Consider the following 14,806-nt stretch of genomic DNA (forward strand, 5'->3'; position numbering starts at 1 on the left):
TTACGCCGGCTGCTCTTCGGCCAGGCCGGCCGGCGCCAGGTTGGACACTGCCAGGTCGGACAAGGCATCGACGACGTCGCCGATGGTGCGGATGGTCTTGAACACTTCCGGCGCCAGGCGCTTGCCGGTCATCTGCTTGAGTTTCACGGCCAGGTCGACGGCGTCGATGCTGTCGATATCGAGGTCGGCGTACAGGTTCGATTCCGGGGTCAGCGCGTCGCGGTCGAGTTCGAACATCTCGGCCAGCAGGTCGGCGGTCCAGACAAACAGTTCGTCGCGGTTCATGTCGTTAATGGCTACCATGGCCTTCTCCTACTTCTTGCGGTTAGCTTCAATCATCGCTGCGAGCGCGCGCACCGATGCGAAATGGCGGCGCGTTTCCTGCGACTCCGCCGACAGCGTGATGCCGTAGCGCTTCTGCAGCGCCACGCCGATCTCGAGCGCGTCGATCGAATCGAGGCCCAGCCCTTCCACGAACAGGGGCGCCTCGCTGTCGATGTCGGCGGGAGCGATGTCTTCCAGCTGGAGGACGTCGATGATCAGTTCCTTCACTTCCTGTTCAAGCATGTTGCTGGCCTTCTTCCAAAAAAAGATGTTGCAGGTGTTCGGTGAGGCGGCGCGCGGCCAGGACCTCGCTCACGCCGGTGTCCCTGAAGCGCTCGACGCCGATGTCGTCCAGCACCTCGATGCGAAAGCTGGCCTGGCGCGGCGGCACGTGCCACCACTTGTCGCCCTTGCCGAGCGTGGGCGGCGTGCAGGTGATCAGCACCGGCGTCACGGCGCGCGCGCCGCGCACGGCGATATTCGCGGCGCCGCGTTTCAGCTGCATGGCGCCGCCGCGCGGTGTGCGCGTCCCTTCCGGGAACACGATCAGGTTGCCGCCGGCGCGCAGCGAGGCGATGCAGTCGTCGACCAGTTCGGGGCCACGGTCGTTGCAGATGTAGCGCGCCGCACGTATCGGGCCGCTTGTGAACGGGTTGTTCCAGAGGCCGCCCTTGACGATGCAGTCGGCGTTGCGCACAAAGGCGATCAGGAACACGGTGTCGATCAGGGTCGGGTGATTCGCCAGGATCAGCTGGCCTTGCCGTTCGAGCTTGTCGAGACCATGGGTTTCATAGCGCAGCACGCCGAGGCCGCGCATGATGCCGACAAAGGCGCGGAAGCTGGCGCGGATGGTGGCGCGCGCCGCATGCATGCGCGCCTGCGGATCGCGCAGGCACAGCGCCAGCAGCGGGAACACGAGCACGCGCAGCACCAGGCCGCCCAGGCCGAACAGGGCGAAGCTGATGCCGGTGGCGAGTACGCGCCAGCCGTGCCAGAGCCGCTCACGCATCGCGGCTCCAGGTCCAGCGCATGGCGCCGGTGTCGCGCACCAGCGCGGGCGTGGCGCCGAGCTGGAAGCGCAGCACATCCAGGCCGCCCGGCGTGCTCGCCGTTTGCCCGGCCTGCGCGCCCTGCCAGGACAGGCGCAGCGGCCTGGTATCCGCCGCGGTCATGAGCCAGGCAAAGGCCCAGGGCTGCTCGTCGCAATCCTCGAAGGCGGCAAACAGCTCGGGCAGGGGTGCGTCGCAGGCGACCAGCAACACGCTTGGCGCGCCGTCGGCCAGCATGCCGCAGGCTTCGATCACGGCATGTTCGACGGTGGCGCTGCCGCCGGCCAGGGCCACGTGATTGGCGCGGTCGGCGCGCGCGATCGAGAACAGGCCGGCGCTGGCGTTGTGCACGGCCAGGCCGAAGGCGGTGGGCGACAAGGGTTCGCCGCGCGCCAGGTCGCTCAGGAGTTCGATGGAACGCGCCACTTCGCCGTGGCGCGAGCAGAAGACGGTCGGCACGCCGGCCTGGCCTTCCAGGCAGTCGTAGGCCACTTCGAGCGCCATGCGGCCGAGGAAGCCGGCGCGCCGGCGCAGCATGGCGGGCATGGCGGCAACCTTCGGCTCCTCGCCCATGGCGATGGGCCAGGGTTCCGCGGCCCACGCGGCCCATGCGTCGGACGAAGTCACGCCGGGCGCCCAGGCAGCATGCCGGGCAATGGAAAAGGCGACTTCGTGAATGGACATAGACGAGAGATGCGTAGGAAGTGAGGGCAAATTCGAAAGCAAAGTTCAATCGTGCGACCGGGTGTTGCCGTTCAAATTATAATCGCGCGATTTGCCTTCGAGAACAATGTCGCTAGTGGCAAGCCTCTTTTGCAACACTTGACAGTCGACGCTTATGCAGCGGGGATGCGCTCCGCGGCTGCCGTTTTCGAAAGCGCGCCATATTGCCACATCGCAAGGTGGCAAAAACTCACACATTCTCACAAGCGACGGGATTACAACGGTCTGGCGATGGGGCTTGACGGCTAGGCGGTGTTAGCGCCCACATCGGACGCGAGGCATCCCGTACGGTGGGCACTCCGTGCCCACGCGGTATGTGCGCATGCTTGCACTGGTGGCGGTGAATTGCCGCTCGCTGGCTTCAAGCGGAGCCGGTCGCCGTGCGGGTTTTGTCGTAGACCGAGGCGTTTCGAGCGATGCCTCGCTGCTGCGGACTGGCGGAGGGGTGCGTACCGCGTGGGCACGGGGTGCCCACCGTACGGGATACATTGCGGCTACGGTGTAGCCGGTGAGTCCCGCATGCAATGCATCTCAATAAAAAAGCGCCCCTCAGGGCGCTTCGTATCATGCAGCCGGCAGCAGGCTGCGTATCTCATCCGGCAAGGGCACCGACTTCTCGGCCGCGAAATCGACCCAGACAATCTTGGCCGCGCCTTCGGCATGCAGCGCGCCGGCCTCGCCGTTCGCCTCCACGAGACGAATCTCGTGCGATACCTCGAAGCTCGACCGTCCCGGCGGACCGACCCAGGACGTCACCTCGATCTCGGCCGGATATTTCAGCTGCTTCAGGAACGAACACTGCGCATTGATCAGCACCGGGCCGCTCCTGCTCGGGTCGGGCAAGGCGCCCACCTGTTCCAGCCAGGCGATGCGCGCCGTTTCGATGTAGCGGAAATAAACCGTGTTGTTGACATGGCCCATGGCGTCCATGTCGCCCCAGCGGACGGGCATCCGCATCGTGTGTACCAACTTCTTGTTGCTCATGCTTCCTGCTCTTGTTGCCTAAAAATCTGTCGTGCGAATCGGTACAAAGAACCTTACTGCGCCGTCATGCCGTCGTCGGCCGTGATGATGGCGCCGTTGATGAAGTGGGCTTCCTCGGCCGCCAGCAACAGCAGCAAGCCGTCCAGGTCTTCCGGCTTGCCCGGGCGCTTGCGTGGCAGCAGCTCGATCAGCTTCTTGCCCTGCTCGGTCTCGAAATAATCCTCGTTCATCTCGGTGGAGATGTAGCCGGGGCAGATGGCATTCACGTTGATGCCGTACTTGCCCCACTCCACCGCCATCGCCTTGGTCATCTGCACCACGCCGGCCTTGCTCATGCAGTACACGCCGATCTGCGGCAGCACGCGCAGGCCGGCCACCGAGGCGATGTTGACGATGCGGTGCTGCTTGCGCGGGTCGCCCTTTGCGCGCTGGATCATGCGCTTGGCCGCCTGCTGGGCCACGAAAAAGGCGCCGCGCAAATTGGTGTCCATGATGTACTGGTAATCGTCTTCGGTGACGTCGAGCAGGCGCTGGGTGCTTTGCACGCCGGAGTTGTTGACCAGGATGTCGATCGGGCCGGCCTCGGTTTCGGCGTGGGCGATCGCCGACTTGATGCTGGCGAGGTCGGTGACATCCAGCGTGACCACGTGGGCGGCGCCGCCGTCGGCCTCGATTTCGGCGCGCAGTTCCTTCAGGCGGTCGATGCGGCGCGAGGCCAGCACCACCTGGGCGCCGGCGCCGGCCAGGGCTTTCGCGAAGCGCGCCCCGAGGCCGCTCGAGGCGCCGGTGACCATGGCGATCTTTCCTTCAAAATTCACTTCGATGCCCACGTTCGCTCCTGTCTGGTGTGCCGCTGCACGGATGACTATGAAGGCATAATGATGGCATAAAACGCAGCGCCGGAATGCCGGGATTAGACCTTCGCCCCTAATATTCACCCTAAAGTGGCGCGCCACATTGCAAACGGCAGCAAAAACCCGCACACTCGTGCTTAAATTTTTTTAACCCATTTTACGACCATGACAGAGCCTACCAACATCCTCGAACAATACGGACCGCGCGAAGCAATGGAGTACGACGTTGTGATCGTCGGCGGCGGCCCGGCGGGCCTGTCGGCGGCGATTCGCCTGAAGCAGTTGGCAAGCGAAAAAGGCCAGGAAGTCTCGGTCTGCGTGCTCGAGAAAGGCAGCGAAGTCGGCGCCCACATCCTGTCGGGCGCGGTGATGGACCCGATCGCGCTGAACGAGCTGTTCCCGAACTGGAAGGAACTCGGCGCGCCGCTCAACACCCCGGTCACCGAAGACCAGGTGCTGTTCCTGACCGAGACCAAGTCGTACGCGACGCCGGGCTTCATGGTGCCGAAATCGCTGACCAACCACGGCAACTACATCATCTCGCTGGCCAACGTCACGCGCTGGCTGGGCCAGCAGGCGGAAAGCCTGGGCGTGGAAATCTTCCCCGGCTTCCCGGCGGCCGAGATCCTCTACAACGAGGACGGCTCGGTGAAGGGTGTCGCCACCGGCAACATGGGCGTCAAGCGCGATGGCGAACCGGGTCCGGACTTCCAGCTCGGCATGGAACTGCACGCGAAGTACACCTTCTTTGCCGAAGGCTCGCGCGGCCACCTGGGCCGCCAGCTGATGGCCAAGTACGACCTGAACAAGGACAAGGACCCGCAGGTGTACGGCATCGGCATCAAGGAACTCTGGGAAATCGACCCGGCCAAGCACAAGCCGGGCCTGGTGATCCACACCGCCGGCTGGCCGCTGCCGACCGATACCTATGGCGGCTCTTTCCTGTATCACCTGGAGAACAACCAGGTGGCCGTGGGCTACGTGGTGGGCCTGTCCTACCAGAACCCGTATTTGTCGCCGTACGAGGAATTCCAGCGTTATAAAACCCATCCGGCGATCCGCGGCTACTTCGAAGGCGGCAAGCGCATTTCCTACGGTGCGCGCGCCATCACCGCGGGTGGTTTGCAATCGCTGCCGAAGACCGTGTTCCCGGGCGGCTGCCTGATCGGCTGCGACGCCGGCTTCCTGAACGTCAGCCGCATCAAGGGCAGCCACGGCGCGATCAAGACCGGCATGCTGGCGGCGGAATCGGCCTTCGCCGCACTCGGCGCGGGCCGCCAGCACGACGAACTGACGAGCTATCCGGAAGCCTTCAAGAACTCCTGGCTGCACGAAGAGCTGCATGTGGCGCGCAACTTCAAGCCGTGGATGAGCAAGGGCCTGTACCTGGGCACGGTGATGACCGGCATCGACCAGCTGATCTTCAAGGGCAAGGCGCCCTGGACGCTGCGCCACAAGCACGCCGACAACGAATGCCTGCGCCCGGCCTCGGAATTCACGCCGATCGTGTATCCGAAGCCGGATGGCAAGCTGACCTTCGACAAGCTGTCGTCGGTGTTCATCTCGAACACCAACCACGCGGAAGACCAGCCGGTGCACCTGACCCTCAAAAATCCGGCGATTCCGGTCGAGGTGAACCTGGCCAAGTATGCCGGTCCCGAACAGCGCTACTGCCCGGCGGGCGTGTACGAGTACGTGAAGACCGATGCGGGACAGGACCGTTTGCAGATCAATGCGCAGAACTGCGTGCACTGCAAGACCTGCGACATCAAGGACCCGACGCAGAACATCGTGTGGGTGACGCCGGAGGGTGGCGGCGGGCCGAATTATCCAAATATGTAATCGGATCGTCCCTTGGAAAGACAGCTCGCTTCGGCGGGCTGTTTTTGTTTGTGGCAGTGGGGTGCGCATGGACACGAAAGACCGCGTGGGCACAGGTGCCTAGCGCGGCCCGGCCCACCCTACCGGGGCTGTTTTTTGTTTGTGGCGGTGGGGGGGTACATGGGCACGAAAGACCGCGTGGCATTCGTGCCCTGCTTTGGTAGGGTGGACACCTGTGTCCACGCGGTACGGCACGTGACCATTCGATACGTGGGCAATATCAGGCACGCTGACATTTGTTACCTGAGTGCAACAACTGTTCATCCCGCCTTGCTGGTGACGCGCATTATCCATATGCAATAATGCGCGCCTTCAATTTCACCAACCTTGCCTCCATGCCAAGCACCTTCCGCCGCGCCCTGCTCTGCACCGCCCTTGCCTGCGCTTTCGCCCATGCCAACGCCCAGACCACGCCCTCCTACCTGATGACCCGCCTGGCCCAGTTGCCCGAATTCAGCCGCGCCGCCAGCACCACGGTGGTCTACGGCACCGTCGACCTCGGCGCGCTGTACACGAACACCGACCACGCCGCGGGCAAGTGGCAGATGCAAAGCGGCGGCACCTACAGCTCCAAGCTCGGCTTCTACGCATCGGAAGACCTGGGCGGCGGCCTGAAGGCGGAGATCAAGCTGGAAGCTGGCCTGAATGCCGACGACGGCACCCAGCAAGCGGCAGCCCTGTTCAACCGCGAATCCTGGGTGGGCCTGCGCTCCACTACCTGGGGCGCGCTGCGCATCGGTAATCAGATCAACGCGATGCTGCCGCTGTTCATCGACCCGTATGGCCTGCCGGTCACGAACTCGGTCTACACCTGGGTCGGCGGCGGCATTATGCAGACCCCGCGCGGCCTCGGCTCGAACACCGACCTCGGCCCCGGCGCCGCGACGATTCCGGTGCGCGTGCCGAAGTCGATTACCTATGCCACGCCGCGCGTCGGCCCGCTGTCGGCGCAGTTCATCTACGCCACCAACCCGACCGGCGCCAACGAGCCGAGGACCGGCGCGCGCGGCGGCGTGCTGTCGTACAACAGCGGGCCGTTCTACCTGGCGGCCAGCCTGACCCAGGGCTTCAGCAGCCCGGTCGCGGTGACGAGCGGCGCGCCGGCCCGGAGCGTGCGCACGGATATCCCGTCGTGCGGCGCGATCTTCGACAATGGCAGGCTGGTGCTGTCGACGTCCTACGTCCAGATCAAGCCGCGCGAGGCGCAGAGCGGCGAGGCCTCGCTGGTGACGCTGGGGCTGATCGTGCCGCGCGGACAGTTCACCTACCGGGCGTCGGCGGTCTACCGCGACACCGAACGTGCGCGCAATGCAGCCGGCCAGTTGGCGGACTCGTCGGCGCTGGGGATCATGCTGGGCGCGGATTACGATTTGTCGCGCCGCACCGGTCTCTACCTGCGCGCGGGCTCGGTGCGTAACTTCGGGGTGTCGACCATCATCCTGAACGGGACTGTCTTGCCGCTGGTAGCCGGGACGACTGCGCCGCAGCTGGGGATCGAAACGCGCACCCTGGCGATGGGCGTGACGCACCACTTCTGAGCACCGGTGGGGACGAGTCCCCACCCTACCTTCATCGTAGGGTGGGGACTCGTCCCCACCAGGCATACCTAATACGTTATGCGGCGGCCGTGTGAGCCGAAGCGGTGGCCGACCACCAGCGTGGTGCTGGCAACCAGGCTCGACAAACCGATGACCAGCTGCACCAGCCTGTCTGCCGGCAGCAGCCAGTATTGGCCCGGCGGCGGCTCGGCGCCGGTGGCCGCCGTGATCAGGGGCGCGATCCAGGCTGCGTCCGGCTCGACGTCGAGCACGATGGCGTCCTCGCCGGTCTGCAGGTAAATGTCGCCGCCTTCGGCCAGCGTGAACTTGACGCCGTAGCCGGTTTCCTGCGGCTTGATCAGGTCCTGCATCGCCTGGTCATGCTCGGCAATCCAGAGCTCGACATCCTGCGGGGTCTCGAGATGGATCCAGGGACGGGGACGGAAACGCGGCGGGGTGTCTTGGGATTCGTTTGATGCGGTCATGACATGCGATAAGAATAACGTAAGAGCCGTATGCTACGGCATTTGCATGCATGCGTGTGCCGCGCTTTAATGGTCGACGATGGTCACAATGCGCGGCGTCACCACATCGCCCTCGATCAACAGCTCGGCGCAGGAAATGGGAAGCCTGAAGCGGCGGCGGCCGGCGCTGCCTGGATTGACGTACAGGACGCCGCCACGCTCGCTGCAGGCCGGCTTGTGCGAATGACCGGAGACGACCACGCGCACCCCGGCCGCGCGCGGGTCGATGTCGAGTTCCTTCAGGTCGTGGATCGCGTACAGGGTCACGCCCGCGCAGTGCAGCGTCGCCGTCACGGGTATGGCGGCGGCCCAGGCCTCGCGGTCGTTATTCCCGCGCACCACGGTCAAGGGCGCAAGGGCCGCGAGCTGGTCGAGGATCTCGGGTTTACCGATGTCGCCGCCGTGCACGATATGGTCGCAGCCGGCCAGGAAGCTTAAGGCTTCCGGACGCAGCAGGCCGTGGGTATCGGAAATCAGGCCGATGCGCACGGCCACCGGCGACGTCATCAGTGGCGCTTGGCGGTCGCCATCTTCGCCGTCGTGTAGATCGAGTACAGCGCGGCCAGACCCACCACCACGTACACCAGGCGCGTGGCCGGGCTGCCCGGGCCGAAGATGGTGGCAACGATATCGACGTCGAACAGGCCGACCATGGCCCAGTTCAGGCCGCCGACGATCAGCAGCGCCATGGCAAGGTAATCGAGGGCAGACATCGCAGAACGGCGCCCTTCGCGCAGGGCAAGGCGGCGTTCCGGGCTGGTGCGGCGGTCCATCGTGGGTGCGTTCATCGTTGCCATCGTGTTCTCCTCGGATCGGATGAGTCGGGATGCGTCGATACAGCGGCGCAAGCGGCGCCGCACACCCCTACGATAGCAAGAATCCCTGCGAACCGGCGCACCGCGGCGCGATTATCCCTTCCAGGTGCGGTTCAGGCCGGTATCCGCGTGAATCCAGCCACCTTTCGGGCCGGAACGGTAGTAATACCCCACCCCACCCGTGCGGAAACTGCGCACGAGGCCGCCCAGGACTTCCTCGTTCAGGCTGGCGATGCGGATGTCGGCTGCCTTGCCCGTCATGTGCAGCGACTTGCGCGCGGCCGGCACGCCGGCTTCGATCAGGCGTGCGTTCGAGGCCGGGGTGCGGTAGCCCGACAGGATCTCAAGCGGTTGCTCGAGGCCGTAGCGGGCAATGAAGGCTTGCGTGCTCCACAGGATTTCTAGCAGCTTCGGATCGATCGGCGCGGTCTGCTTGCCGTTCACGTCGCGCAGCAGGTGGCACAGTTGCTGGTAGGCGGAATCGATCATCTCGCCGTCCTTCCAGTACAGGATCTTGGCCTTTTCGCCGCTGGCCGGACGGGTGACGGTCAGCGTGCGCGGCTTGACCCAGAAATCGAGGTCGAGCAATTGCGCGTCGAACAAATCGGGAGGGGGAGTCAGGTCGGCCGGCGCTGCCTGCGCTGCAGCCTGGGCGCTGCCGATCAGGGTCGGGCTGAGGACGCCCAGGGCGGACAGGTGCATGCCCTGTCGGAGGAAATCTCTACGGGAAGACATAAGCTACTCATCTATGCGAACTTGCGTACTATAACTTAACAACTTCGCACAAAGAAGTGCTTACTTGTTGCTTATTGACTGCAATTACAAAATCGTTTGCCTTGTTTCGCTGCAACCGCTGGATCGATATCCAGTGCTTTCCACAACAGGTTGCTTTCCATGCCGAAGCAGGACTTTTCCAGGCCGGCATTCGTGTAGCCGTGGCGCTCGAAAAATTGCGCTGCGCTCTGCGGGCTGTGCAGGTGCAGCTTGCGGATGTTCCAGGTGCGCGCCTGCGCTTCCAGGGCCGCCAGCAGGGAGCGGCCGACGCCGATGCGCAAGGCATCCGGCTCGACGTAGCAGAGTGGCACCTTGCCGGCCTGGGTCAGCAAGGCCAGGCCGAGCAGCTTGCCGTCCTGCTCGGCAACGATGGCGTAGTTGGTTGGCGCGGCGAACCAGGCGCCGACATTCTCCGGCGTCTTGTTGCCGAGCCAGGTGTCGAGGAGGCCCGGGCGGTCGCGGTGATCGGCCTCGCAGCCGAGCTCTATCGAGCGGCGTAGCAAGGCGCAGGCGGAAACGGCGTCGGCCGGTGCTGCTGTGCGAATGTCGATACCCATACCATCTAACCTGTAAATCGTTGTCTCACTATTCTTTTGCAAAGCGCTACCCTCGTGTTATCCCGTCCGGGTAACGCAATGACCGGACTATACACCGAAAGCGAGTTCGTCTGCCGGAAGCCATGCATACCTCCGTCCAGGCGCGCGCAGCTTCTAAGCATATGACGAAAGTATTCTTCCGTTTCGACGCAAAATTAAGGAACATGCACACTGTCTTCATAGAATATACAAAGAGCGAGAACATATGCCGAACCATGACTTCCTGCCCCTGCCCCTGCGCCGCCTGGCGCTGTCGCTTGGCGCCGCGCTGGCCCTGGGCGCCGCCCTGCCGCTGAGCGCCAGCGCCGCCAACGTCGAGCTGCTGAACGTGTCCTACGACGTGGCGCGTGAACTGTACAAGGATATCAACCCGGCCTTCATCGCCGACTACAAGAAAGCGACCGGCGATACCGTCAACATCAAGCAATCGCACGGCGGCTCGAGCAAGCAGGCGCGCGCCGTGGCCGACGGCCTGGAAGCCTCGGTCGTTACCATGAACCAGGCCAACGACATCGACATGCTGGCCGACCGCGGCCTGGTGGCCAAGGACTGGGCGAAGAAGTTCCCGAACAACGCGGCGCCCTACTACTCGACCATGGTGTTCCTGGTCCGCAAGGGCAATCCGAAAGGCATCAAGAACTGGGAAGACCTGGCCAAGCCGGGCGTGCAGGTCGTGATCCCGAATCCGAAGACCGCCGGCAATGGCCGCTACACCTACCTGGCGGCCTGGGGCTCGGTGCTGAAAAAGGGCGGCAACGAAGCCCAGGCGCGCGACCTGGTCGGCCGCATCTTCAAGAACGTGCCCATCCTCGACGGCGGCGGCCGTGCCGCCACCACCACCTTTACCCAGCGCCAGATCGGCGACGCATTGGTGACTTTCGAGAACGAAGTCAGCATGGTGCGCAAGGAATTCGGCGACAACTTCGAGGTCGTGTATCCGCAAGCCTCGATCCTGGCCGAATCGCCGGTGGCCGTGGTCGACAAGGTGGTCGACCGCCGCAACGTGCGTAAACCAGCAACGGCTTACCTGAACTTCCTGTACTCGCCGGCCGGCCAGGAAATTGGCGCCAAGCACTTCCTGCGCGTGCGCAACGAAGCGGTAATGAAGAAGTATGCGGCGAACTACAAGCCGATCTCGCTGTTCACGGTTGACGAGCTGTTCGGCGGCTGGCGCAATGCCCAGAAGGTCCACTTCGACGACGGCGGCGAATTCGACAAGATCTACCAGCCGAAGTAATCGTCTTGACGAAGCAGTCAGCTTCTTGCAACTCTAAAAAGGCCCTGCAACAACGCAGGGCCTTTTTTTCGGGAAAATATGCATATCAGGGTCGTTTTTTCCTGTGCGCCATAGACATAGGGAAATGGCGATGCTATCTTTCAAGCTTCGGTGTGCCTTACAGCAAGACGCGATGCCGCCCTGGCATCCTGGCCCTCAACCCGACTCCCCATTCCGACACCATGATGAAAAAACTGTTCGCTGCCGTCCTATTGTCGATCTCGTCTGCTGCCGCACTCGCGGTGCCGTTCGGTTCGCAATCGGTCCTGGTGGTGGAAGATGACACCGGTAAGATTTTGCTGGAAAAGAACGCCAGCGCCGTCATGCCGATCGCCTCGCTGACCAAGCTGATGACAGCCATGGTCATCCTGGACGCGAAGCAGGACATGCAGGAACTGATCGAGATCGACCGCAGCGACGTCGACACCCTGAAGCACAGCAGCTCGCGCGTGCCGGTCGGCGCCAGCATTCCGCGCGAAGACGTGCTGCAGCTGGCCCTGATGTCCTCGGACAACCGCGCCGCCGCCTCGCTGGCCCGCACCTATCCGGGCGGCGTGCCGGCCTTCAAGGCCGCCGTGCGCCACAAGATCGCCGCGCTGGGCATGACCAACACCGTGATCGAAGAACCGACCGGCCTGTCGCCGAACAACCGCTCGACCGCGGCCGACCTGGTCAAGATGGCGAATGCCGCCAGCCAGTACAAGGAAATCACCGACCGCACCACCGATGCCAAGAACCTGGTCAGCATCAACAGCCGCGAAGTCGAATTCCACAACACCAACCGCCTGGTCGGCGCCAAGGGCTGGGACGTCGGCCTGTCGAAGACCGGCTACACCCAGGAAGCGGGCCGCTGCCTGATCATGAGCATCAAGGCCGCCGGCAAGAACGCGACCATGGTGCTGCTGAACGCCGGCGCCTCGTCGGCCCGTATCATGGACGCGCTGAACATCCGCCGCTACATCAACGGCAAGGACCCGGTCGTCGCCAGCGCCCCGCGCGCAGTGAAGATGAAGGCCAGCAGCCGCGCACCGCGCATCAAGGCCTCGAGCGGTGGCGTGAAGATGAAAGCCAAGGCATCGAGCCGCAGCAAATCGAAGGTGGTGGTCACGCCGAAGAAGAAAAAGGCGGTCGTGACGCGCAAGCGCCGCAATTGATCCGGGGCCGCCTGCGGGCGCCTGCCTCAAACGACAAAGGGACTTCCGTTAGCGCGGCAGTCCCTTTTGTTTTGGCTTGAGTAGTTCTGCCCCCTACCCGGCAGCCCGTGCGACCGGCGCCATCAAGGTAAAACCTTTCAGCGGCAGCCGCATCGACACGGCCGCCGCGATCACCAGCAGCACCCCGGACATGCCGAAGGCCACCCAGTGCGTGCCGAAGCGGTCGAAAGCCCAGCCGCCCAGCCAGGAGCTGAGCATGGCGCCGACCTGGTGGCCCAGGTAGGCCGTGCCGTACATCACGCCGACCAGGCGCACGCCGTAGATATCGGCCAGCATCGCCGACGAAGTGGCGATGCTGCCGGCCCAGACCATGCCGCCGATGGCCGCGGCGATGTACAGCTCCCAGTGGGTGCCGACGGCCAGCAGCGCAAAGAAGCCCAGGCCGCGCACCAGGTAGATGGTGCCGAGGATGTTGCGGCGCGGCAGGCGGTCCGACAGCCGGCCCAGCACCAGCGTGCCGAGGATGGCCACCAGGCCGATCAGCCCGATGCCGTAGGAACTGGTCATGGCATCGAAACCGTGGTCCATCAGCATCGGCACGCCGTGGGTGCCGAGCAGGTTCATGCTGAAGCCGCAGGCGAACAGGCCGATCACGATTTTCCAGAACGGTGACGTCTGGACCGCCGCAGCGAACGTCAGGCTGACCGGCGCCGCCTTGCTACCGGCCTTGTGGGCGCTGACCTGCTCGGGCAGCAAATCGGTATGCTCGGGCGTCCCCTCGCGCATGCACAGCAGCGCCGCCGGGACGGTCACCAGCGCAAAGATCACGGCGAAGCCGACCAGCGTCGATTGCCAGCCGATCGCGTGGATCGCCGCCGTGAGGATCGGCGTAAGCAGCGCCATGCCGGCCATCGACCCGGTGGACAGGAAGAACAGCGCCATGCCGCGCTGGCGCGTGAACCAGCGGCTGATGATGGGCGTGAGCGCCACCGGGCTGGTGAAGCCGAGACCGACCGACATCAGCACGCCGAACGCCAGCAGGAAGGCCAGCGGGGTGCGGGCGTTCACGGTCCAGATCACCGAGCCGAACACGATGGCGGTGCCGAGCAGCAGCACGAAGCGCGTGCCGAAGCGCCCGACCAGGTAACCCGCCAGCGGCATCGCCAGGCCATAGCACAGCATGCCGATGGCGATGATCGAAGCCAGCAGGCTGCGGCTGAAACCCAGGTCTTCCACCATCGGCAGGAAGAAAGGCCCGATGCCGAGGCGCATGCCCACCGTGAGCGTGGTCAGGAGGGTGGCGGCGGCAACGATGTTCCAGCCGAAGTACCAGGAGCGAGCGGTCATGGGTGCTAGCGGGTAGATTGTGTACAAATGCCGTCGTCGAGCGGGTAGTTCAGCGCCACGGCGTAGGCGTCGCTGGCATAGCGGGTAACGAGCAGGCCTTTCGACGTATGGTAGCTTCCGCCATTCTGGGCGCGATCGGTGAAGCATACTTCCAGGTCCTCGATGCCGTCATCGTTGACATCGCGCCGCCCCATGACCTTCAGCTCGTAGAACCAGTGGCCAGTATGGTCGAACACCACGGCGAGATCGGTCGCTTCACTTGGTTTCATTCCGAAGTCGGTGAATGTTCGCAGCGCTGGAGAGCGTCGTGGCCCGAACGAGCTGCGGATACTCGCCAGATCGAATTTCTCGGCTAGGAAACGGCCCAGGTCCTTGTCAGGAAAATGACTCGTGAGCGGAGCGGCTTGAACCGTGCTCATCATTGTGGTGACAATCAGCGGCCCTGAAACGATCCTGAGTACATTCATTGCAATATCAACCACGGAAGGCTCCTTGCGTATACTCGCCTGGTCTTGCCTCATCTGCCCATAAGCCATCATATCCTCCTTGACCCTGTGATTCCGATACAGCGCACGAGCGGCTCGATGTGCGCAATGACGTTCACGCACGCGTTGCCGCTGACGACCAGCCATTCCCGGTAGCTGCCGATTGCCCCGGTAACGTTCAGCATGCCGTTGCGTTCTTCCTGCCGCCCCCATCCGCCGCTTTTCAGTTCGAAAACCACATAATTCGCGGTATCGAAGCTCCCGCTGCGCCAGTACCGAAGCAGGTCTCCTTCGTCAAGGTAGCGAAAACCCCGGAAGGTCGGGAAAACGACTTCGACGAACTGGTCGCTTTCCATATCGTCCCTGCCTACCAGGACAGCGATACGCAGGCCCGAAAGGCCGACGGTCAGGTCGCACAGGTCGGTATGACTTTCCAGCAACAGCGGCGGCCCCACAGGTTCCACAAGGTATTCGGATTCCAT

18 protein-coding genes are annotated in these 14,806 nt (G+C 63.9%); 4 read left to right on the top strand and 14 right to left on the bottom strand.

What is annotated here, in order from left to right; genetic code table 11:
• From LK540_RS08105 to LK540_RS08130, 6 genes are all read right to left on the bottom strand, one after another.
• On the bottom strand, nucleotides 1-303 hold the full coding sequence (locus tag LK540_RS08105) for an acyl carrier protein (RefSeq protein WP_229436663.1): 303 nt from the start codon (nucleotides 301-303) through the stop codon (nucleotides 1-3).
• Between the two features lie 9 nt (nucleotides 304-312).
• The gene (locus LK540_RS08110; RefSeq protein WP_229436664.1) at nucleotides 313-567 is read right to left on the bottom strand and encodes a phosphopantetheine-binding protein; all 255 of its coding nucleotides are present in this window, start codon (nucleotides 565-567) and stop codon (nucleotides 313-315) included.
• Nucleotides 560-1,333 carry a 1-acyl-sn-glycerol-3-phosphate acyltransferase gene (locus LK540_RS08115; RefSeq protein WP_229436665.1) on the bottom strand — a complete coding sequence of 258 codons (774 nt, stop codon included), beginning with the start codon at nucleotides 1,331-1,333 and terminating at the stop codon, nucleotides 560-562. Before LK540_RS08115 ends, LK540_RS08110 begins: the two co-directional genes overlap by 8 nt.
• Nucleotides 1,326-2,057: a beta-ketoacyl synthase chain length factor gene (locus LK540_RS08120; RefSeq protein ID WP_229436666.1), complete on the bottom strand. Its 732-nt coding sequence runs from the start codon at nucleotides 2,055-2,057 to the stop codon at nucleotides 1,326-1,328. The genes LK540_RS08115 and LK540_RS08120 overlap by 8 nt, the downstream gene beginning before the upstream one ends.
• A 603-nt stretch (nucleotides 2,058-2,660) precedes the next feature.
• Complete coding sequence (locus LK540_RS08125; RefSeq protein WP_229436667.1) at nucleotides 2,661-3,080, bottom strand: thioesterase family protein; 420 nt, start codon at nucleotides 3,078-3,080, stop codon at nucleotides 2,661-2,663.
• 53 nt (nucleotides 3,081-3,133) lie between these two features.
• Nucleotides 3,134-3,910: an SDR family oxidoreductase gene (locus LK540_RS08130; RefSeq protein ID WP_229436668.1), complete on the bottom strand. Its 777-nt coding sequence runs from the start codon at nucleotides 3,908-3,910 to the stop codon at nucleotides 3,134-3,136.
• A 189-nt stretch (nucleotides 3,911-4,099) separates the two neighbouring features.
• Between LK540_RS08130 and LK540_RS08135 the strand changes: the two genes are divergently transcribed.
• Together LK540_RS08135 and LK540_RS08140 are read left to right on the top strand one after the other, a co-directional pair.
• Nucleotides 4,100-5,776, top strand: coding sequence for an electron transfer flavoprotein-ubiquinone oxidoreductase (locus tag LK540_RS08135; protein WP_229436669.1), 1,677 nt, complete (start codon nucleotides 4,100-4,102; stop codon nucleotides 5,774-5,776).
• 374 nt (nucleotides 5,777-6,150) lie between these two features.
• Nucleotides 6,151-7,353: a porin gene (locus LK540_RS08140; protein ID WP_229436670.1), complete on the top strand. Its 1,203-nt coding sequence runs from the start codon at nucleotides 6,151-6,153 to the stop codon at nucleotides 7,351-7,353.
• A gap of 68 nt (nucleotides 7,354-7,421) precedes the next feature.
• Here the strand turns inward: LK540_RS08140 and LK540_RS08145 are convergent, their stop codons facing one another.
• From LK540_RS08145 to LK540_RS08165, 5 genes are all read right to left on the bottom strand, one after another.
• Complete coding sequence (locus tag LK540_RS08145) at nucleotides 7,422-7,838, bottom strand: hypothetical protein (RefSeq protein WP_229436671.1); 417 nt, start codon at nucleotides 7,836-7,838, stop codon at nucleotides 7,422-7,424.
• Nucleotides 7,839-7,904: 66 nt separating this feature from the next.
• Nucleotides 7,905-8,384, bottom strand: a complete 480-nt coding sequence (locus tag LK540_RS08150; protein WP_229436672.1) for a metallophosphoesterase family protein — start codon at nucleotides 8,382-8,384, stop codon at nucleotides 7,905-7,907.
• Nucleotides 8,384-8,674: a DUF378 domain-containing protein gene (locus tag LK540_RS08155; RefSeq protein ID WP_229436673.1), complete on the bottom strand. Its 291-nt coding sequence runs from the start codon at nucleotides 8,672-8,674 to the stop codon at nucleotides 8,384-8,386. The genes LK540_RS08150 and LK540_RS08155 overlap by 1 nt, the downstream gene beginning before the upstream one ends.
• A gap of 111 nt (nucleotides 8,675-8,785) precedes the next feature.
• Nucleotides 8,786-9,394, bottom strand: a complete 609-nt coding sequence (locus LK540_RS08160; RefSeq protein WP_229436674.1) for a DUF882 domain-containing protein — start codon at nucleotides 9,392-9,394, stop codon at nucleotides 8,786-8,788.
• Between the two features lie 104 nt (nucleotides 9,395-9,498).
• Nucleotides 9,499-10,023, bottom strand: a complete 525-nt coding sequence (locus LK540_RS08165) for a GNAT family N-acetyltransferase (RefSeq protein ID WP_229436675.1) — start codon at nucleotides 10,021-10,023, stop codon at nucleotides 9,499-9,501.
• A gap of 244 nt (nucleotides 10,024-10,267) precedes the next feature.
• Between LK540_RS08165 and LK540_RS08170 the strand changes: the two genes are divergently transcribed.
• Nucleotides 10,268-11,299, top strand: a complete 1,032-nt coding sequence (locus LK540_RS08170; protein ID WP_307729163.1) for a sulfate ABC transporter substrate-binding protein — start codon at nucleotides 10,268-10,270, stop codon at nucleotides 11,297-11,299.
• A gap of 221 nt (nucleotides 11,300-11,520) precedes the next feature.
• The gene (locus LK540_RS08175; RefSeq protein WP_229436676.1) at nucleotides 11,521-12,492 is read left to right on the top strand and encodes a serine hydrolase; all 972 of its coding nucleotides are present in this window, start codon (nucleotides 11,521-11,523) and stop codon (nucleotides 12,490-12,492) included.
• Nucleotides 12,493-12,585: 93 nt separating this feature from the next.
• Here the strand turns inward: LK540_RS08175 and LK540_RS08180 are convergent, their stop codons facing one another.
• Genes LK540_RS08180 through LK540_RS08190 form a run of 3 tightly spaced genes read right to left on the bottom strand, consistent with a single transcriptional unit; the run spans nucleotide 12,586 to nucleotide 14,806 of the window.
• Nucleotides 12,586-13,839 (bottom strand): MFS transporter, encoded by a 1,254-nt coding sequence (locus LK540_RS08180; RefSeq protein ID WP_229436677.1) that lies wholly within the window; start codon nucleotides 13,837-13,839, stop codon nucleotides 12,586-12,588.
• A 5-nt stretch (nucleotides 13,840-13,844) separates the two neighbouring features.
• The gene (locus tag LK540_RS08185) at nucleotides 13,845-14,321 is read right to left on the bottom strand and encodes a hypothetical protein (protein WP_229436678.1); all 477 of its coding nucleotides are present in this window, start codon (nucleotides 14,319-14,321) and stop codon (nucleotides 13,845-13,847) included.
• 53 nt (nucleotides 14,322-14,374) lie between these two features.
• Nucleotides 14,375-14,806, bottom strand: a complete 432-nt coding sequence (locus LK540_RS08190) for a hypothetical protein (protein ID WP_229436679.1) — start codon at nucleotides 14,804-14,806, stop codon at nucleotides 14,375-14,377.

This window comes from Massilia sp. IC2-278 (assembly GCF_020708045.1).
Taxonomy (GTDB): Bacteria; Pseudomonadota; Gammaproteobacteria; order Burkholderiales; family Burkholderiaceae_D; genus Telluria.